This window comes from Klebsiella sp. D5A, assembly GCF_001620885.1.
Lineage (GTDB): Bacteria > Pseudomonadota > Gammaproteobacteria > Enterobacterales > Enterobacteriaceae > Klebsiella > Klebsiella variicola.
The window spans coordinates 565,430-583,582 of the sequence record NZ_KV407481.1 but is presented as its reverse complement, the minus strand read 5'-3'; the positions used below and the strand labels follow the sequence as shown (position 1 = coordinate 583,582).

18 protein-coding genes and 1 pseudogene are annotated in these 18,153 nt (G+C 59.3%); 16 read left to right on the top strand and 3 right to left on the bottom strand.

Annotated elements, in window-relative coordinates; translation table 11 throughout:
* Positions 1 to 22 precede the first annotated feature (22 nt).
* The 6 genes from AS136_RS02850 to AS136_RS02825 all read left to right on the top strand — a co-directional run bounded on the left by AS136_RS02850 (position 23) and on the right by AS136_RS02825 (position 5,566).
* The gene (locus AS136_RS02850; RefSeq protein WP_012540756.1) at positions 23 to 937 is read left to right on the top strand and encodes an ROK family protein; all 915 of its coding nucleotides are present in this window, start codon (positions 23 to 25) and stop codon (positions 935 to 937) included.
* A 56-nt stretch (positions 938 to 993) separates the two neighbouring features.
* The gene (locus AS136_RS02845; protein ID WP_008806194.1) at positions 994 to 1,956 is read left to right on the top strand and encodes a LacI family DNA-binding transcriptional regulator; all 963 of its coding nucleotides are present in this window, start codon (positions 994 to 996) and stop codon (positions 1,954 to 1,956) included.
* Between the two features lie 181 nt (positions 1,957 to 2,137).
* Positions 2,138 to 3,055: a metal ABC transporter substrate-binding protein gene (locus AS136_RS02840; protein ID WP_023323182.1), complete on the top strand. Its 918-nt coding sequence runs from the start codon at positions 2,138 to 2,140 to the stop codon at positions 3,053 to 3,055.
* A complete protein-coding gene (locus tag AS136_RS02835; RefSeq protein WP_004181057.1) occupies positions 3,052 to 3,873 on the top strand; it encodes a manganese/iron ABC transporter ATP-binding protein in 822 nt (273 codons plus the stop codon). The genes AS136_RS02840 and AS136_RS02835 overlap by 4 nt, the downstream gene beginning before the upstream one ends.
* On the top strand, positions 3,870 to 4,718 hold the full coding sequence (sitC, locus tag AS136_RS02830; RefSeq protein WP_008806197.1) for an iron/manganese ABC transporter permease subunit SitC: 849 nt from the start codon (positions 3,870 to 3,872) through the stop codon (positions 4,716 to 4,718). The genes AS136_RS02835 and sitC overlap by 4 nt, the downstream gene beginning before the upstream one ends.
* On the top strand, positions 4,712 to 5,566 hold the full coding sequence (locus AS136_RS02825) for a metal ABC transporter permease (RefSeq protein ID WP_012540752.1): 855 nt from the start codon (positions 4,712 to 4,714) through the stop codon (positions 5,564 to 5,566). The genes sitC and AS136_RS02825 overlap by 7 nt, the downstream gene beginning before the upstream one ends.
* A 59-nt stretch (positions 5,567 to 5,625) precedes the next feature.
* On the opposite strand, the gene AS136_RS02820 is transcribed toward AS136_RS02825, so the two are convergent.
* Both AS136_RS02820 and AS136_RS02815 read right to left on the bottom strand, forming a co-directional pair.
* Entirely contained in the window at positions 5,626 to 5,967 is a 342-nt protein-coding gene (locus AS136_RS02820; protein WP_008806199.1) for a nitrous oxide-stimulated promoter family protein, read from the bottom strand.
* Between the two features lie 67 nt (positions 5,968 to 6,034).
* Positions 6,035 to 6,922, bottom strand: a complete 888-nt coding sequence (locus AS136_RS02815) for a LysR family transcriptional regulator (protein ID WP_016161709.1) — start codon at positions 6,920 to 6,922, stop codon at positions 6,035 to 6,037.
* A 186-nt stretch (positions 6,923 to 7,108) separates the two neighbouring features.
* Here AS136_RS02815 and AS136_RS02810 point away from each other — a divergent pair, with 186 nt between their 5' ends.
* Positions 7,109 to 8,050 (top strand): AEC family transporter, encoded by a 942-nt coding sequence (locus AS136_RS02810; protein WP_023323183.1) that lies wholly within the window; start codon positions 7,109 to 7,111, stop codon positions 8,048 to 8,050.
* Positions 8,051 to 8,085: 35 nt separating this feature from the next.
* The gene (locus AS136_RS02805; RefSeq protein WP_023323184.1) at positions 8,086 to 9,795 is read left to right on the top strand and encodes a thiamine pyrophosphate-requiring protein; all 1,710 of its coding nucleotides are present in this window, start codon (positions 8,086 to 8,088) and stop codon (positions 9,793 to 9,795) included.
* A gap of 39 nt (positions 9,796 to 9,834) precedes the next feature.
* On the opposite strand, the gene AS136_RS02800 is transcribed toward AS136_RS02805, so the two are convergent.
* Positions 9,835 to 10,128: an Rdx family protein gene (locus AS136_RS02800; RefSeq protein ID WP_023323185.1), complete on the bottom strand. Its 294-nt coding sequence runs from the start codon at positions 10,126 to 10,128 to the stop codon at positions 9,835 to 9,837.
* A gap of 215 nt (positions 10,129 to 10,343) precedes the next feature.
* Between AS136_RS02800 and AS136_RS02795 the strand changes: the two genes are divergently transcribed.
* From AS136_RS02795 to AS136_RS02765, 8 genes and pseudogenes are all read left to right on the top strand, one after another.
* Complete coding sequence (locus AS136_RS02795; protein ID WP_012540748.1) at positions 10,344 to 12,707, top strand: TonB-dependent receptor domain-containing protein; 2,364 nt, start codon at positions 10,344 to 10,346, stop codon at positions 12,705 to 12,707.
* 71 nt (positions 12,708 to 12,778) lie between these two features.
* Complete coding sequence (locus AS136_RS02790; RefSeq protein ID WP_023323186.1) at positions 12,779 to 13,810, top strand: hemin-degrading factor; 1,032 nt, start codon at positions 12,779 to 12,781, stop codon at positions 13,808 to 13,810.
* Positions 13,807 to 14,625, top strand: a complete 819-nt coding sequence (locus tag AS136_RS02785; RefSeq protein ID WP_012540746.1) for a heme/hemin ABC transporter substrate-binding protein — start codon at positions 13,807 to 13,809, stop codon at positions 14,623 to 14,625. Before AS136_RS02790 ends, AS136_RS02785 begins: the two co-directional genes overlap by 4 nt.
* Complete coding sequence (locus tag AS136_RS02780; RefSeq protein WP_023323187.1) at positions 14,625 to 15,620, top strand: FecCD family ABC transporter permease; 996 nt, start codon at positions 14,625 to 14,627, stop codon at positions 15,618 to 15,620. Before AS136_RS02785 ends, AS136_RS02780 begins: the two co-directional genes overlap by 1 nt.
* Positions 15,613 to 16,392, top strand: a complete 780-nt coding sequence (locus tag AS136_RS02775) for a heme ABC transporter ATP-binding protein (protein WP_063266661.1) — start codon at positions 15,613 to 15,615, stop codon at positions 16,390 to 16,392. Before AS136_RS02780 ends, AS136_RS02775 begins: the two co-directional genes overlap by 8 nt.
* 279 nt (positions 16,393 to 16,671) lie before the next feature.
* A complete protein-coding gene (locus AS136_RS02770) occupies positions 16,672 to 17,154 on the top strand; it encodes an Hcp family type VI secretion system effector (RefSeq protein ID WP_002915094.1) in 483 nt (160 codons plus the stop codon).
* 11 nt (positions 17,155 to 17,165) lie between these two features.
* A pseudogene (locus AS136_RS26165) lies at positions 17,166 to 17,614 on the top strand (STM2901 family protein).
* Positions 17,599 to 17,946, top strand: a complete 348-nt coding sequence (locus AS136_RS02765) for a DUF1493 family protein (protein ID WP_008806210.1) — start codon at positions 17,599 to 17,601, stop codon at positions 17,944 to 17,946. The pseudogene AS136_RS26165 and the gene AS136_RS02765 overlap by 16 nt, the downstream one beginning before the upstream one ends.
* Positions 17,947 to 18,153 lie beyond the last annotated feature (207 nt).

Sequence of the window (18,153 nt, the reverse complement as noted above, 5' to 3'; positions counted from 1 at the left end):
GGTCTGATTCCCCGAGGTCACTATGTTACATCTTGGAATAGATATTGGCGGCACCAAAATGGAAGCCGTACTGCTGGACCCGGCAGGCGAATGCGTCCAGCGCCTGCGCCGGCCGACCCACAAAGAGAGCTATGACGCCTTTATGCGTCAGCTGCTGACCCTGATTGCCGATATTCGCGCGGTCAGCCCGCAGCCGTTCACCCTGGGGATCGGCCTGCCCGGGGCTATCGATCCGCAAAGCGGACGCATTAAAAACTGCAACTGCCTGGTGCTCAACGGTCACGATCTGCGCCGGGATATCATGCAGCAGCTTGGCCAGCCGGTGTGGATGGCAAACGATGCCGACTGCTTCACCCTTTCGGAGGCGGTAGATGGCGCCGGCGCCGGGGCCTCCACCGTCTTCGGGGTGATTATCGGTACCGGCTGCGGCGGGGGGATCGCCGTTCATCAACAACTGCTCAGCGGCCCCAACGCTATCGCCGGGGAGTGGGGGCATAATCCGCTGCCGGGCTATACTCCTGAGCGCGATGGTCCGCCGCAGCCCTGCTACTGCGGCAAAACGAACTGCATCGAAAGCTTTCTCTCCGGCACCGGCTTCGCCCGCCGCTATGGGGAACAAGCCCGTGCGGAAGCCATTGTCGCCGCGGCGCAAAACGGCGATCCGCGCGCGCTGGCCCACTGGCGACACTTTATCGATGCCTTTGCCCGTAGCCTGGCGTCGGTGATCAATATTCTCGACCCGCAGGTGATTGTGCTGGGCGGCGGTCTGTCCAACGTCAGCCAGATCTATCGCGATCTGCCTGCCGCCATCGTGCCGTGGATCTTCTCCGACACCTGCCGCACGCAGATCAAACCGGCCCGCTTCGGCGACGCCAGCGGCGTGCGCGGCGCGGCCTGGCTGCCCCGTCTGCCCGGCGCCGCGGACGGGCAGCGGTAGACACTTTTTTCAGCAGGTATGTTAAGCTAGGCGAAAATGTTCAGACAGAAAAAGCCATGCCAACGATTGATGATGTTTCAAGATTAGCGAATGTCTCAAGAGCGACGGTTTCCCGCGTGCTGACCGGCACCCGGGGCGTGCGCGAAGAGAGCCGGGAAGCTGTGCTGCGGGCCGTTGAAGAACTCAACTATCGCCCTAGCTTTGCCGCGCAAAACCTCGCCAGTCAGACATCCAGCCACGTTGGTCTGGTGATTTCCGCGCAGGACGAAAGCCACGGCGCGCGTCTGCTGCCGCTGCTCTCTCAGGCGCTGAAAGGGCTGAATAAAAGCCTGCTGGTCCAGTATGTCAGCGATCCGGTAGAGCAGGCGGCGGTGATCGACGATCTGCAGCGCCAGTGCGTGGCGGTGGTGGTGCTGGGCGCCGTTGCCGCCGACGCGCCGCGCAACGTTATCGCCTTTGACCGCTTCGGCGTCGCCGGGAGCAACAGCCAGGGCTACGACTTCGCCTTCGCCACCGAAAGCGCCTGCCGCTATGTGATTGGCAAGGGACACCGCAACATCGCCCTGCTGATGGACAGCGATAGCGACGATGCCAGCCGTCAGATGCTGGAAGGCTACCGCAACGTCCTGCAAAACTACTCCATTCCTTTTAACCGCCAGCTGGTGCTGACGGCCAACGATGACGTCGAGCAGGCGCTGCTGACCTTAATTAACAGCTTCAGTAAATACTCAGTCATTATCGTTAAACGCGACCGCTACGCGGCTGAGGCGATGCGTCTGTTACGCGAATTCACCATCGCCGTCCCGCAGGAGGTCTCCCTGTTGAGCCTTGAGGATTCCCCGCTCGCCTCGCTGCTCTACCCGCCGCTGACCTGCATCTCCTGGCCACTGGAGGCGCTGCTGGATAACTGTATTCAGCGTATTCGCAGCCTGATTGACGACCGGCCAACCTTCACCGCCGAGGGCCGCTCGCTGGCTGGCCGCCTGATCCCGCGCCAGTCGGTCGCCGATATCTCTTGATCTTCGCCCGGTTCGCGCCGGGCCAGCCTTATCTCCCCCTTTCTTGTCACTTTCGTTTCCCGGCTCATTATTACCCACGCATGCAAATAAGAATTATTTTCATTTGTAAATAGCTTGTGCTATATAACATAGCAATGGCTATAAACGCTGGGAAATTAACCACACCATTGCGAGGGCTCCTATGCAACACCTGACACCGCTGAAATCATTGCTGCTGGCCAGCGCGCTGGCTCTGCTGGCCGCGACGCCGGCCACCGCGCAGGAGAAATTCAGGGTTATCACTACCTTCACGGTTATCGCCGATATGGCGCAGAACGTGGCCGGCGACGCCGCCGTCGTCAGCTCCATCACCAAACCGGGCGCGGAGATCCACGATTACCAGCCCACGCCGGGCGATATCAAACGCGCGCAGGGGGCGCAGCTGATCCTCAGCAATGGGCTTAATCTCGAACGGTGGTTTGCCCGTTTTTATCAGCATTTACAGGGCGTTCCGGAGGTGGTGGTCAGCGAGGGGATCCAGCCGATGGGCATCAGCGCGGGCCCCTATAGCGGGAAGCCCAATCCCCATGCCTGGATGTCAGCAGATAACGCCTTGATCTATGTCGATAACATTCGCGATGCGCTGGTGAAGTACGATCCGCCTCACGCCGACACCTATCGCCGTAACGCCGAGGCCTATAAGGAGAAGATCCGCCAGACGATGGCGCCGCTGCAGGCCAGACTGGCGCAGCTGCCGGCGGATAAGCGCTGGCTGGTCACCAGCGAGGGGGCCTTCTCCTATCTGGCCCGCGACTATGGTCTGCGCGAACTGTATCTGTGGCCGATCAATGCCGACCAGCAGGGCACCCCGCAACAGGTTCGCAAGGTTATCGACACCATGAAGAAAGAACGCATCCCGACCATCTTCAGCGAAAGCACCATCTCCGATAAACCGGCGCGTCAGGTGGCGCGCGAAGCCGGGGCCCACTACGGCGGCGTGCTGTATGTCGATTCGCTGAGCGCCGCCGACGGCCCGGTGCCGACCTGGCTCGACCTGCTGCGCGTCACCACCGAAACCATCGTCAACGGTATCCAGGACGGGATGAGGAAGCAGCCATGAATGCAGCGCAAGCGGGACTGTATGTCGACCAGCTCACCGTCACCTGGCGCAACGGCCACACTGCCCTGCGCGACGCCTCGTTCAGCGTACCGCGCGGCTCCATTGCCGCACTGGTGGGCGTTAACGGCTCGGGTAAATCCACACTGTTTAAAGCGCTGATGGGCTTTGTGCGCGTCGGCCACGGCGAGATCGCCATACTCGGCCAGCCGGTCAACCGCGCGCTGCGCCAGAACCTGGTCGCCTATGTCCCGCAGTCGGAAGAGGTGGACTGGTCCTTCCCGGTGCTGGTGGAGGATGTGGTGATGATGGGCCGCTACGGCCATATGGGCTGGCTGCGGCGGGCAAAGCCGCGCGATCGCGAGATTGTCGATGCCGCGCTGGCCCGCGTGGGCATGAGCGAGTTCCGCCATCGGCAGATTGGCGAGCTCTCCGGCGGGCAGAAAAAGCGCGTTTTCCTTGCCCGCGCTATCGCTCAGCAGGGTCAGGTGATCCTGCTGGATGAGCCTTTTACCGGCGTCGATGTGCAGACCGAAGCGCGGATCATCAGCCTGCTGCGCGAGCTCCGCGATGAGGGCTGTACCATGCTGGTCTCCACCCACAACCTCGGGTCAGTGAGCGAATTTTGTGATTACACGGTGATGGTGAAAGGCACCGTGCTGGCCAGCGGCCCGACAGAAACCACCTTCACCGCCGAGAATCTGGAGCGGGCTTTCAGCGGCGTGCTACGCCACGTCGCGCTCACCGGCGGGGAAGCGCAGGTTATCACCGATGACGAGCGGCCGTTTATCAGCCGGCGCGCGGCAGGAGGCCCACGATGAGCTGGCTGCTGGAGCCGTTTGGCTATCACTATATGATCAATGCGATGTGGGTGTCGGCGCTGGTAGGCGGCGTCTGTGCGTTTCTCTCCTGCTACCTGATGCTGAAGGGCTGGTCGCTGATTGGCGACGCCCTCTCCCACTCGATTGTGCCCGGCGTCGCCGGGGCCTATATGCTCGGCCTGCCTTTCGCGCTCGGCGCGTTTCTCTCCGGCGGCCTGGCGGCGGGCAGCATGCTGTTTTTGCAGCAGCGCTCGCGGCTGAAAGAGGATGCCATTATTGGCCTGATCTTCTCCTCCTTCTTCGGGATCGGGCTGTTTATGGTGTCGCTGAATCCGACGTCGGTGAATATCCAGACCATTATACTCGGCAATATTCTGGCCATCGCCCCGGAGGATATTATCCAGCTGGCGGCGATCGGCTTTATCTCGATGGCGATCCTGCTGCTGAAGTGGAAAGATCTGATGGTGACCTTCTTTGATGAAAACCATGCCCGCTCGATTGGCCTGAACACCCGCGGCCTGAAGCTGCTGTTCTTTACCCTGCTGGCCGCCTGCACCGTGGCGGCGCTGCAGACCGTCGGCGCCTTTCTGGTCATCTGCCTGGTGGTGACTCCCGGGGCCACCGCGTGGCTGTTAACCGACCGCTTTCCGCGCCTGCTGGCCATCGCCGTGGCTATCGGCAGTCTGACCAGTTTCTTCGGCGCCTGGCTCAGCTACTATCTCGACGGCGCCACCGGCGGCATTATCGTGGTCGCGCAAACGCTGTTGTTCCTCATCACCTTTATCTTCGCGCCGAAGCACGGCCTGCTGGCCAGCCGCCGCCGTGCCAGGGAGGCCGCATGCTGAACCTGTTCCTGGCCCCGTTCCAGTTTCCTTTTATGGTCAATGCGATAGCGGTATCGATCATCGTGGCCGTGCCCTGCGCGCTACTGTCGGTTTTTCTGGTGCTCAAAGGCTGGGCGCTGATGGGCGACGCCATGAGCCACGCGGTCTTTCCGGGCGTGGTGCTGGCCTACATTATCGGCATCCCCTTCGCCATCGGCGCGTTTATCGCCGGGCTGCTGTGCGCCGTGACGACCGGTTTTCTCGACGATAACAGCCGACTCAAGCGCGATACCATCATGGGGATTGTCTTCTCCGGCATGTTTGGCGCCGGGCTGGTGCTGTATGTAGCGATCCAGTCCGATGTTCATCTCGACCATATCCTGTTCGGCGACATGCTGGGGATATCCCTTCGCGATATTGGACAAACGGCGGCTATCGCGCTGGTGATTGCGCTGATTATCGGTCTCAAATGGCGGGATTTTTTGCTGCACGCCTTTGACCCGACGCAGGCCAAAGCCAGCGGCCTGCGCGGCGGGCTATTGCACTACGGCCTGCTGTGCATGATCGCCCTGACCATCGTCGCGACGCTGCAGTCGGTGGGGATTATTCTGTCGATTTCGCTGCTGATTGCTCCCGGGGCGATCGCGCTCCTGCTGGTGCGGCGCTTTATCCACGCCCTGCTGCTGGCGGTAGCGGTGGCCATCGGCTGCTCGGCGGGAGGGGTGTGGCTGGCGTTTTATCTCGACAGCGCGCCGGCGCCGACTATCGTGGTGCTGTTTTCCGCGCTGTTTGTGGTCGCCTTTGTGGCAAGCACAATCCGGGATAGTCAGAAACAGAGGGCTTCAGCAACCATCCCCGGTGGCGGCTAATGCCTTACCGGGGCGGATTTGTCGCCAGGCTACGCGCCGCGCTGACCAGGGAAAGGCCGCTATTTTTTCGGTCGGTATTTTTCCGGTAGCGCCGGCACCGGGCGCCTGTCGTCCAGCAGATGGCGAATAGTGAGGATCGGGTGGCGCCAGAGCATTCGCGGCCCGGCCCAGCGCATAATCTGCTTCATCTCTTCGCGCTTCGCCGGCTGGTAGCAATGCACCGGACACTGCTTGCAGGCTGGTTTATTCTCGCCAAACACGCACTTATCAAGGCGCTTGTCGGCGTAGGCGTTCAGCGCCTGATAGTGCGCATTATCGGCCAGCGCCCCGGGACAGCGCCGCTGGTAGAGGGCAATCATCCGCTGAATCGTCATCTTTTCCCGTTCGATACGCTTCCCCATCTCCCCGCCTTTCGCCTGTTATTAAGATGCATATATTATACACCTTAACGTTCGTGCCCGACCAGCCTCACTGCTTGAGATGCTGGATCAACTGCAGGGCTGCCCCGGACAGAACCCCGAAATGGCTGTAGGCATAGAAATCGCGGATAAAAACGCTGCCCTCGAGTTCGAACGGACGCAGCAGGCCCAGCGCTTCCTCGTGCCGGTAAACCGGGGCTGGCATCGACGTTAACAGATCGCTCTCGCACAGAAAGGCCTTAATGGCCGAGGAGGACGCGCACTCAATCACTGGCTGCGGACAGGGTAGCTGATGGGCACGAAAGATATCCTCAAGGATGTTCATCGGGGTACTTAACGGCGGCGGCATGATCCACGGATAGTCCAGCATCGCCTCGAGGGATAAGTTCGCCGCCTGATGTAGCGGGTGGTACTGCCTGGCGACGATGCAGATCCGGTCCTGCCAGTTAATTTTACCGCGCACCACGATTTTCTCATCATGCGGTAAGGGGCCGCAGAGGGCGATATCGATGTCGTGCATCAGCAGGAGTTTAAAGAGCTCGGAGTCAATGCGGTCGACGATCCGCAGATGGATCCGGGGATGTCGCTGATGGAAAGCTGCCAGCTTATCGATGAAATGGCTGGTCAGCAGGCTGGAAACACAGCCAATCCGCAGGATACCTTTCCCGGCGCCGCGGATGAGCGCAATCTCCTCGCGGGCCTTTTGTTCGGTATTCAGCATCGTCAGCGCATAGGGTAAAAAGGCGCTGCCATATTCGCTCAACGCCATACCGTGTTTGTGTCTTTCGAATAAGGTCGCGCTCAGGTCCGCTTCCAGGCTCAATAACAGCCGGCTCAGTCCCGACTGAGTGATCCCCATCTTCTCCGCGGCCAGGGTCATATTGCCTTCGTGAGCGACAGTAATAAAAGCCTGAATCTGCTTAAATTTCATTGGCATGATATTTACTCATTGAACAAACGGTTTTTACATTTCCCTTGCGGCCTGTTTTAGCGAATAAATGTCGCTATCAATACGCTCAAAAATAGCTACCGCGCATCAGGAAAAACGGATTTATTAACCTCATTACGCACGGCAAAAACGAATTGCGGACCCGAAGATAATTTATAATGAGAATATATCACCATGACACAGAACAATATTCTATTAATTTCAGGCGCTATATTACCGGTCATCATTACCGTCATCATCGGCTATATTAGCGGTAAACGAAAAGACTTTAACTGGCAGCAGGCAGGAGACATCAATAAAATTGTGATGCTCTATGCATTACCGCTAAGTATTTTCAGCAATATGGTGATGACGCCGCGGCCCATCGTCATGACCATGGGCCCGGTTGCGGTGGCCATTATCCTCGCGCTGATTCTGAGCTTCGTCATTCCCTTACTGGTCGCCCGCTATCTGTTCCGACGCGACCTCGCCCTCAGTACGCTGCAGGCGCTGGCCATCGGCTCGCCGGCGGTTCCTTTCATCGGCACCTCGGTGCTGGCCTTTTTATTTGGCACCGTCAGCGCGTCGCTGATCACGGTGTCCAGCATCACGCAAAATGTCTTCCAGCTGCCGCTGGTGATGATTCTGATGTCGGTCGCCACTGGCGATAAAAGCCAGCATATCTCCTTTGGCACACGGGTGATAAACGCCATTAAACAACCTGTGGTCTGGTCACCGGTGATCGCCCTGATCATCGTGCTGGCGGATATCCATATTCCGCAGACTATCTCGATGTCGCTGGGTCTGCTGGGTAAAGCCTCTGGCGGGCTGGCGCTGTTTGCCGCCGGGATCGTGCTCTATACACGCAGCATTGTTATCACCACCGCTACCATTATCACCGTTATCGCCCGCAATATTTTGGTGCCCGGCGCCTGCTATCTCCTGTTATTAAAAATGGGCTTCAGCATGGAGCAAATAAAGGAAGTCGTATTGACGATGGCTATCCCGGTAGGCTCCATCGCGATAATTATTGCCATGCAGTATAAAACCGGCGAGCAGGAAATGGCCTCGACGATGGCGCTGAGTATTATTGCCTCCATCATTACGATGGGCGGATTTATTTTCTTAACCTTTTAATTACCGCGATTACACCGCGTGAATACGGAGAGAATATGGCCTCTATCACATTATCGGCTGCTGAACTGTTACTGCATCGGCTACAGGCGCTGGACGTGGCATATATTTTTATTAACTCGGGCACCGATTATCCGCCGGTTGTTGAAGCCTGGGCAAAGGCCCGGGCGACCGGGCAAAAGGTACCCGAGCTGGTGATCTGCCCGCATGAAAACGCCGCCATCGGCATGGCGCACGGCTACTACCTCGGCACTGGCAAGGTGCAGGCGGTAATGGTTCACACCAACGTCGGGTTAGCCAACGCCGCCTGCGGTGTCATCAATCTGGCGAACAGCAATATCCCGGTGCTGATTTTTGGCGGTCGCACGCCGATTAGCGAACATTCCCACTTCGGCTGCCGCAATACGCCGATTGGCTACGGCCAGGAGATGCGCGACCAGGCGGCGCTGATCCGTGAATCCGTGAAGTGGGATTTTGAACTGCGGCTGGCCGATCAGATCGGCGAGCATGTTGACCGGGCCTGGGCGATTGCCAGCTCCCTGCCGAAAGGGCCGGTCTACCTGAGCTTACCGCGCGAGCCATTGTGCGAGACCTTTGCCATTGATGAGGCCGCGCTGCAGGCCGGTCCTTCGCAGCAGCCGGTCCGCTATGCGCCAGTCCGGGAAGATATCGCCCGGGCCGCCGAGGCAATCGCCTGCGCCAGGCATCCCGTCATCTTCGCCCAGCGCGGCGCCCGAACGGCGGGTGGCTTTGCGCGACTTAATAGCCTGGTGCGCGAATGGGCGATCCCATTGGTGGAATACTGGGGTACCGAGGTGACCCTGAGCGCCGATAACCCACTGCTCGCCGGGGCTGATCCCAGCGCCTGGCTCGCCGACGCCGATGTGATTCTGGTGGTCGACTCGCAGGCGCCATGGATGCTCGCCGAGGGCGACTGTCGCCAGGACTGCACCGTGATCCAGATGGGCCCCGATCCGCTCTTCTCCCGCTACCCGGTACGTGGCTATCGCGCGGACATCAACCTGGCGGGCGAGACCGATGAAGTCTTCAGCCTGCTGGAAGAGGCGCTGCGCCCGCTGCAGGCCGCCCGCCAGCAACATGTGGCGGAGCGGGCGGCATATACGCAAAACCGCATCCAGCAACAGAAAAACCAGCGCGACGCGCTTCTCCATGCCAGCCAGACGGGGGCCATTACCAAACCCTGGCTCAGCTACTGCCTCGGCCATCTGGCGAATCAACACCGTGGCCGGATCGTTTCTGAACTGACCACGCTGCCGCAGTTTGCCGGACTGATCCATGCCGAGAGCTATTACCAGGAAGCGCTGGCCGGCGGCCTGGGCGAAGCCCTGCCTATCGCGCTGGGGCTGCAGCTTGCGCGCCGGGAAGAGCTGATTATTGCCGCCGTCGGCGACGGGTCGTACCTGTTCGCCAACCCTGCGGTCTGCCACCATATTGCGGAGGTAATGAAGCTCCCTGTCCTCGTCGTGGTCGGAAATAACGGCGGATGGGGCGCCGTCGCGGGCGGCACCAAAGCGCTCTACCCGGACGGCTACGCCGCCCGCGCGGAGACCATTCCGGCCACCGCCTTTACCACCTCGCCGGATTTCGCCGCGATCGCCGCCTCCAGCCGCGCGGCGGCCCTGTCGGTTTCCCGGGCCGAGGATCTCCCCGGCGTGCTGGAAGAAGCGGTCACCCTCATACGCACCCGCCGACAAAGCGTGCTGGTTGACGTGCAGTTAGCCCGCTAACGGCTTCTCCTCCGGGCGCTTGTCGCCCGGAGGGGGTTGTCACCCCTTCTGCTCACCTTTATCCACATGGCCCAGCGGCTTCTCCGGGAAACAGACATCGCGCACCCGGCGTTTCAGCTCGGCCGCATCCGGAAAACCGCCATCCTGCTTGCGCTCCCAGATCTGCTGACCGCCGACATCGATCGTGAAGATCCCGCCGGTCCCCGGCACCAGCGTCACCGAGGCGATGTCGGTGCTGAAGGTATGTAACAGCTCCTGCGCCATCCAGCTGGCGCGCAGCATCCAGTTGCACTGGGAACAGTAGGTGATGGTGATGGCCGCTTTTGAGTTCATCGTCGTCTCGCTAAGTCTGAAAGGGCAAATTGTAAACAAAGTGCAGTTTAAATGAAGAACACATGATTATTTTGTTGCAAACGATAATACCTATCATTACCATTCGCAATCAACAAATGGAGTAAGACCCCATCCGCAACGGAAAAGACGGAGCAACCTGCAACTCTGGAAGTAACGCGTGAGCCGATACTAATAACGATCAAGGCGTGGCGACTATGTACAAATCGACTCCGTCAGCAGCATGGTGTAAAAAACGCCTGCTGGTGACCTCTTTGCTTGCAGCAATTTATCAGACTTCTGCCATCGCAGCAGACACTTCCGCCGTTAGCGGCGAGGCGGTGGATGACACCTCGGAACAAATGACCGTCACCGCCCCCGCACCGGTGCAGAAAGCCGGTAGTGAGCACAGCATCAGCGCCCAGGAGCTGGAGGATAAAGGCGCTAACGATTTTGGCTCTATCATGCGCTATGAGCCGCTCATCAGCGCCACCGGGGCCAGCGGCGGCTCCGGCAACGGCAAAAGCGGCTTCGACCGCGGAGGCTACACCGGCTACAACATCCGCGGCATGGAGAGCAACCGCGTCGGCATCGACGTGGACGGTATTGCCCAACCCAACGCCACCGGCCGCGGCTACGTCGGTCGCGCCGGGCTCAACACCTTCGGCATCGGCCGCGATTATATCGACCCGTATATGTATGGCAGTGTGGATATTCAGTCCGGTGCCACCTCGACGGAAACGGCCAACAGCGCTATCGGGGGAAATGTCTCCTTCCGCCCGAAATCGGCAGATGATTACCTGCGCCCGGGCAAGACCAGCGCCTTCGGCTACCGCAGCGGTTACGACTCTGCGGATCGCAGCTGGCACAACGGGGTGACCGTCGCCGGCGGCGATGAGTTCCTGCGCGGAATTTTGGTCTACAGCCGCCGTGACGGTCAGGAAACCGAAAACAACAGCGGCACCGTCGACGCCTACCCGGCGAACTGGCATTCCGATGCTTTTCTGGCCTCCGGGATCTGGCAGCCTAACGATGAGCACAAGCTGACCAGCACCTTCGACTATTACCATAAAACCAACCACACCCACTACGATACCTGGGACTCCAGCGGCAACAGCACCATCGGCACCGCCAACCAGACCAGCCAGACCCGGCGCTGGGGCCTGAGCCTGAAGGATGACTGGACGCCGATGAACGACTACCTCGACAGCGTCTCCACGAAAATCTACTACCAGCATACTGAAGCCCATGACTGGACTTATATGCCGGACAGCGTCACCCGCCGCATGCAGACGGTGAACTCCAACTACGACACCGACACCTGGGGCCTGCAGACCGCGCTGGCGAAAACCCTGGGCCGCCACGATCTGAGCGCTGGCTTCAACGCCAGCACGACCAAAACTCAGCGGCCGTTCAGCCAGTCGCCGATCCCCAGCGTTTACAGCGAGATCATGCAGCCGGAGGCAGACAGCCGCAGCTACACCCTCGGCGGCTTTGTCCAGGATAAGATCAACTTCGACCTTGATAGCCACAACTTCGCCATTATTCCCGGCGTGCGCGTGGTGCATCAATCGACTAAGCCGGAAAATCTGTCCGACCTTGCCGCCAACAGCAGCGTACTGACCGAATCGTCGGTGGCGAATCTGTACGGCAAAAACAGCGATACCCAGGTTCTGCCGTCGTTGACCTTCCAGTACGACCTCACCCCGCGCCTGATGACCTACCTGCAGTACCAGCGCGGCGCGCAGTTCCCCAACGCCAGCCAGCTGTATGGCTCCTGGAACCTTGGCTCCAGCTACGCCGGCAGCCAGCAGTATGCCCTGATCGGCAATACCGATCTGAAGACGGAAACCAGCGATAATCTCGAGTGGGGGCTGAAGGGGGAAGTCACCGAAGGCATCACCGTGCGCACGGCGCTGTTCTACAACAGCTATAAGAACTTTATCGCCTATACGCGCTATACCCGCGCCAATAATCCGGGCCAGTTCACGAATGTGCCGTCGAACATCTACACCATTTATCAGGCGGAAAACCGCGATAAAGCCTATATCTACGGCGGTGAGATCAGCACCAAATTTAACTTTGGCACCTGGTTTGAGCAGGTGAACGGCCTGAGCACCACCCTCGCCCTCGGCTATAGCGAAGGGAAATCGAAATCCAGCTACAGCGGCGATAAATACGTCGACCTCGACAGCGTGGCGCCGATGAAAGCCATCGTCGGCGTGGCGTGGGACGATCCGGCGAAACGCTACGGCACCGCCCTGACGGCGACCTTTGTCAAAGGGAAACAGGCGACCACCACCAACCGAGAAAGCTACAGCAACAGCGGGTCCGCCATCACCGATGCCAGCAGCGACTATATGCGCGTGCCGGGCTACGGCATGCTGGACTGGACCGCGTACTGGCAGGTGGCGAAAAACGTGCGCCTCAATGGCGGGGTCTACAACCTCACCGATCGTAAATACTGGGATTACCTGAGCAGCCGCAATATCGAGACCGGCACCAACCAGGACGCCAACGATAAAGCGCTGGCGGTGATGCCGGGCCGCACCTGGCAGCTGGGCGTCAACGTCGACTTCTGATTGCCCGAATAATAACGCACCTGCCCCCGGCCCGCCGGCCGGGGATATTCATCGTCGAGAAGGATATGATTATGCCAAATGCACACCCTGACCTGTGGCAGCGCTACCAGGCCACCAAAGCGGCCAGTACCGCGAAATATGCCCGCGATATCGCCGCGGAAATGGGGATCAGCGAAGCCGAGCTGACCGCCGCCCGCCTCGGCCATGATGCCGTGCGCCTGAGCGATGACGCCCGGACGCTGATTGCCGCCCTGGAGCGCGTCGGCGAAACCAAATGCATCTGCCGCAACGAGTATGCCGTGCATGAGCAGGTGGGCCAGTTCACGCACCAGCACCTCAGCGGCCACGCCGGGCTGGTGCTGAATCCGCGCGCGCTCGACCTGCGTCTGTTCCTCAGCCAGTGGGCCAGCGCCTTCCATCTGAACGATAATGGCCGTCAGAGCATCCAGTTTTTCGACCACCACGGCGACGCCCTGCTGAAAGTCTATGCGACCGCGCAGACCGACATGGCGGCCTGGGACACCCTGATCGCGGAACATCAGGTGGCGGCGCCGGCACCGCTGGCCCTGCGCCCGCTGGAGCCGGTGAAATATGCCGACACCGCCGACGGCGCCGCGCTGGAGAACGACTGGCGCGCGATGACCGACGTTCACCAGTTCTTCGGTCTGCTGCGTAAATATCAGCTTTCCCGCCAGCAGGCTTTCCGTCTGGTGAGCGACGACCTCGCCTGCCGCGTGGATCGCCATGCGCTGCCGTCGCTGCTGGAGACGGTGCGCCAGGAAGGTAATGAAATTATGATTTTCGTCGGCAATCGCGGCTGCGTGCAGATCTTCACCGGCGCCCTGGAAAAGCTGGCCCCCATGCGCGGCTGGCTGAATATCTTCAATACCACCTTTACCCTGCATCTGCGCGAAGAGAGCCTCGATGAAGTGTGGGTGACCCGTAAACCGACCTCAGATGGACACGTCACCAGCGTCGAACTGTTCGCCAAAGACGGCACCCAGATTGCCCAGCTCTATGGCCAGCGCAGCGAAGGCCACCCCGAGCAGGCACAATGGCGCCAGCAGGTAGATCGTCTGACCCGTGAAGGACTGCCCGCATGATGCGCTGGTTACTGCTCTTCATCGCTTTCCCGCTGCTGAGCCACGCCGCCGTTGAGCGACTCGTCACCCTCGGCGGAGATGTCACTGAGATCGTCTATGCCCTTGACGCGGAACAGAGCCTGGTGGCGCGGGACAGCACCAGCAGCTGGCCCCCGGCGGCGCAAAAGCTGCCGGACGTCGGCTACCTGCGACAGCTGAACGCCGAGGGGATCCTCGCGTTACGCCCGCAGCTGGTATTAGCGAGCGCCCAGGCGCAGCCCTCGCTGGTCTTACACAAAGTACAGGCGAGCGGGGTGAAGGTGGTTAACGTGCCGGGCGGCGAAAGTCTGTCCGCGATCGATAACAAAGTGGCTGTCATTGCCGAAGCGTTAGGCAAAACGGCGGCAGGCGACGCGCTGCGCCAGCAGCTTCAGCAACAGATCGCCGCCATTCCCACGCAGCCGGTTGCTAAGCGGGTGCTGTTTATTCTCAGCCATGGCGGAATGAATACCCTGGTGGCCGGACAGCACACCGCGGCCGATGGCGCCATTCGCGCCGCCGGGCTGCAGAACGCGATGCAGGGCTTCGACCACTATCGCGCCATGTCGCAGGAAGGGGTCGCCGCCAGCCAGGCGGATCTGGTGGTGATCTCCGCCGATGGTCTCAAAGGGATGGGCGGCGAAGCCGGGCTGTGGAAACTGCCCGGCCTGGCACAGACCCCGGCGGGGCGTCATAAACAGCTGCTGACGATCGACGACATGGCCCTGCTGGGCTTCGGGCCGCGCACACCGCAGGCGATAATCGCGCTGCGAAACAAAGCGGAGCAGTTGCCCTGATGCGCCCTGCCCTCGCCCGTCGTTTGCTGTTGATGACGCTGCTGCTGGTCTTCCTGACGCTGTTTGCCACCACCCTCGGCGCCATGCGCTTGCCGCTGGTCAACTTGCTGCCTTCCGGGGATGAGATGCTGCGCCACATCTGGCTGAATATCCGTCTGCCGCGGGTGCTGCTGGCCCTGCTGGTGGGCGCGGCGCTGGCCCTCTCCGGTTGCGTGATGCAGGGGCTGTTTCGAAATCCGCTTGCCGACCCGGGCCTGCTGGGCATCAGCAGCGGCGCCGCGCTGGCGGTGGCCAGCTGGCTGGTGCTTCCGTTCTCCGCTACGGGGCTGATCGCCCTGTACATGCCGATGCTGGCGGCGTTTATTGGCAGCCTGGCGGTGATGGTGGTGATTTTCATCCTCAGCCGGGCGGAGGAGGGTTCGCTGTCGCGCCTGCTGCTGGTGGGGATCGCCATCAACGCGCTGTGCGGCGCGCTGGTCGGCGTCCTGTCCTGGCTGAGCAATGACGCCCAGCTGCGCCAGCTGTCGCTGTGGGGAATGGGCAGTCTGGGGCAGGCCGAATGGCCGACGCTGCTGGTGGTCGCAACCTTGATTATCCCGGCGGCGCTGGCGGTGTGGTGGATGGCGTCCCGCCTCAATCTGCTGCAGCTTGGCGATGAAGAGGCACACTATCTCGGGGTCAACGTGCAGGCGCTACAGCGCTGGCTGCTGCTGTGCAGCGCGGTGCTGGTGGCCGCCGCGGTGGCCATCAGCGGAGTCATCGGCTTTATCGGCCTGGTGGTGCCGCACCTGATGCGCCTGTGGCTGGGACCGGACCATCGCGGACTGATCCCCGGCTCGCTGCTGGCCGGCGCGATCCTGCTTCTGCTGGCCGACACCCTGGCCCGCACCGTGGCGGCGCCGGCGGAGATGCCGGTCGGTCTGCTCACCAGCCTGCTGGGCGCCCCCTGGTTTCTGTGGCTGGTCTTTCGTCGGGAGAACTCCAGACATGGTTAATGAATACTGCGCCCAGGGGCTGGCGCTTCGCCTCGGCCAGCGGCAGATCATCGACAACGTCTCCGTCGCACTGCGCGGCGGCGAGATGACGGCGCTTATCGGGCCGAACGGCGCCGGGAAATCCACTCTGCTGCGGCTGTTGACCGGCTATCTGACTCCGGACAGCGGCACCCGCCGTCTTGCAGGCAAGCCGCTGGAGGCCTGGTCCCCCGAGGCGCTGTCGCGCCGTCGGGCGGTCATGCTGCAGCGAACGGCCCTGCAGGCCGACTGGACGGTGGAAACGGTCATTGCCATGGGCCGCGCACCGTGGGGCGCGACGGCAGATCCGGCGGTGCTGGCGGCGGTGATGGCCGTCACCGGCTGCGATGGCCTTGCCGGTCGCCGCTATCCCGGCCTCTCCGGCGGCGAGCAGCAGCGGGTGCAGCTGGCCCGCTGTCTGGCGCAGCTGTGGCGCGACGGCGCGCCGCAGGGCTGGCTGTTTCTCGATGAGCCCACCTCGGCACTGGATCTTTACTATCAGCAGCACCTGCTGCGTTTGCTCAAACGGCTCACCGCCGGCGGGCAACTGCATGTCTGCGTGGTGCTGCATGACCTTAACCTCGCCGCCCTGTGGGCCGACCGCATTCTGCTGCTCCACCAGGGAAATCTCGTCGCCCAGGGCACGCCGCAGGAGGTGATCCAGCAGCCGGTTATCCATCGCTGGTACGGGGCGGATGTCCGCCTCGTCCAGCACCCGGACAACGCGGCCCCCCTGGTTTATCTGGCGCCATAATCCCCGCGCGGCGCAACTGGAATCCGGATCGCGCCGCGCTTACGCTTTCTGGCAATAATTGCCTGCATTATATTATTGAGGGTCATTTATATTTAAAATCTATACCAATGGCGTAATAACCCAATGAAATATTTACGACAGCTATTTTTAAATATAAACCATCATTACAGAGAAGATATTTCCCGTATTAATCCAAAAACGACACATTGATTATTTACTGCGCTTAATCAACTCGATACACTGTTTTTCTTACTAATGATAATAGAGGGAAGAAGAAGCATGGCTATTCCAGGTAATATGTGGATATACGACGACGGTGGGGCACTAATCAAAGGTGGTTGTGATGTTGCAGACAGGGAGTTCAGCATCGAATTTAAAGGGTTTCATCACAATCTCTCCATTCCCACTGATAATGCCACTGGCAAGCCTACCGGCACTCGTCAGCACTCACCAATGATCATCGTTAAAGAATTCGACTATTCCAGTCCATACCTCTACAAAGCAGTAGCTACTGGTCAGAACCTGAAATCTGCAGAAATCAAATGGTATAAAATCAGCGATGCTGGTCAAGAAGTGGAATACTTCAATATGCTACTTGAAGGCGTCCGAATCGTATCAATATCTCCTACAATGGCTTCCCCAGAAGACAAGAACAACAACCATCTTGAATCTGTCGAACTTAGATATGAGAAGATCACCTGGAAACATTGTGACGGAAATATAATTTTCACCGATGCCTGGAATGAAAGACAAACAGCATAATAGATGAGCAAATGGATACGACAGAAGAACTAAATGGAACCTATTTCTATCACGGACAATCCAATCTTTCGGCTGGTGAACTTTTTGATGTCATTTTTCTTGAACAATTTTGTGACGAACTTGGCATTGGTATTGAATCTGGTGCCGCTATCCTCGCCGGGCAACCTTGGCTAAAAACCAGAACAAAGCCAGGAGAGGCAATAAAAGGAACAAGTGTTGTTTCTAAATATGGAAGGATGCTTCTGAGAAATGCAAAAACTCCATTTGGTATTAGGGTTCCTACACCCGTTGGTGTAAGAATGAGAAAAACGAATAGTCTTGCTGCTGTTATCGCCCGTTATGTTCCGTGGTTAGGTTGGATAGGACTTGTAAACTCAATTTATCAAGCCTCAAGGAAAACTCACGAAAATACAAACCAATAGCTCGCCACAAAGACCGTATACAATGGACATCCTTTTAATGAAAAGCATTCAAGATCAGGTTTTAGACTTGTTTAAAGATGAGATCTCAACCCGTTTAGATAAAAATTGGAAAGAAATCCCATTGGAACTTGATTATGACTTATTTGATGCTCCCGGCGACGATCTGCATGACGCTTTAAATAAATTTGAACAAAAATTTAATGTTGATCTTTCCAGTGTTAAATGGTCGTGTTATTTCCCTTGGGAGAATACTCCAATGCTAACTCGGTGGTTTAAAGTAAAACGAGAAGATGTAGAAAAAACGCGTAAACCTTTAACCATCAAAATGTTTGCCGAATCAGCAAAAGCAGGTAAATGGCTTTACGACTAGCAACCACAAGCCGTTGTCGTAACGAGGTCTGCGGCCAGAAGGCAGAACAACATCGACGGCGAACGTAATGTATGAAGACGATCGCGTGGCGGCGGTTCAATCACTGTGACGGTACCCCGCCCCCTCTGCAACTGGAATCCGGATCGCGCCGCGCGCTTTCGTCGGTTTCCCTCACCTGCCCATCTCCGTTATCATGTCTCATCCATG

Coding starts and splice junctions, on each gene's coding strand:
- AS136_RS02850 (WP_012540756.1), top strand. CDS start 23: ATGTTACATCTTGGAATAGATATTGGCGGCACCAAAATGGAAGCCGTA.
- AS136_RS02845 (WP_008806194.1), top strand. CDS start 994: ATGCCAACGATTGATGATGTTTCAAGATTAGCGAATGTCTCAAGAGCG.
- AS136_RS02840 (WP_023323182.1), top strand. CDS start 2,138: ATGCAACACCTGACACCGCTGAAATCATTGCTGCTGGCCAGCGCGCTG.
- AS136_RS02835 (WP_004181057.1), top strand. CDS start 3,052: ATGAATGCAGCGCAAGCGGGACTGTATGTCGACCAGCTCACCGTCACC.
- sitC (WP_008806197.1), top strand. CDS start 3,870: ATGAGCTGGCTGCTGGAGCCGTTTGGCTATCACTATATGATCAATGCG.
- AS136_RS02825 (WP_012540752.1), top strand. CDS start 4,712: ATGCTGAACCTGTTCCTGGCCCCGTTCCAGTTTCCTTTTATGGTCAAT.
- AS136_RS02820 (WP_008806199.1), bottom strand. CDS start 5,967: ATGGGGAAGCGTATCGAACGGGAAAAGATGACGATTCAGCGGATGATT.
- AS136_RS02815 (WP_016161709.1), bottom strand. CDS start 6,922: ATGCCAATGAAATTTAAGCAGATTCAGGCTTTTATTACTGTCGCTCAC.
- AS136_RS02810 (WP_023323183.1), top strand. CDS start 7,109: ATGACACAGAACAATATTCTATTAATTTCAGGCGCTATATTACCGGTC.
- AS136_RS02805 (WP_023323184.1), top strand. CDS start 8,086: ATGGCCTCTATCACATTATCGGCTGCTGAACTGTTACTGCATCGGCTA.
- AS136_RS02800 (WP_023323185.1), bottom strand. CDS start 10,128: ATGAACTCAAAAGCGGCCATCACCATCACCTACTGTTCCCAGTGCAAC.
- AS136_RS02795 (WP_012540748.1), top strand. CDS start 10,344: ATGTACAAATCGACTCCGTCAGCAGCATGGTGTAAAAAACGCCTGCTG.
- AS136_RS02790 (WP_023323186.1), top strand. CDS start 12,779: ATGCCAAATGCACACCCTGACCTGTGGCAGCGCTACCAGGCCACCAAA.
- AS136_RS02785 (WP_012540746.1), top strand. CDS start 13,807: ATGATGCGCTGGTTACTGCTCTTCATCGCTTTCCCGCTGCTGAGCCAC.
- AS136_RS02780 (WP_023323187.1), top strand. CDS start 14,625: ATGCGCCCTGCCCTCGCCCGTCGTTTGCTGTTGATGACGCTGCTGCTG.
- AS136_RS02775 (WP_063266661.1), top strand. CDS start 15,613: ATGGTTAATGAATACTGCGCCCAGGGGCTGGCGCTTCGCCTCGGCCAG.
- AS136_RS02770 (WP_002915094.1), top strand. CDS start 16,672: ATGGCTATTCCAGGTAATATGTGGATATACGACGACGGTGGGGCACTA.
- AS136_RS02765 (WP_008806210.1), top strand. CDS start 17,599: ATGGACATCCTTTTAATGAAAAGCATTCAAGATCAGGTTTTAGACTTG.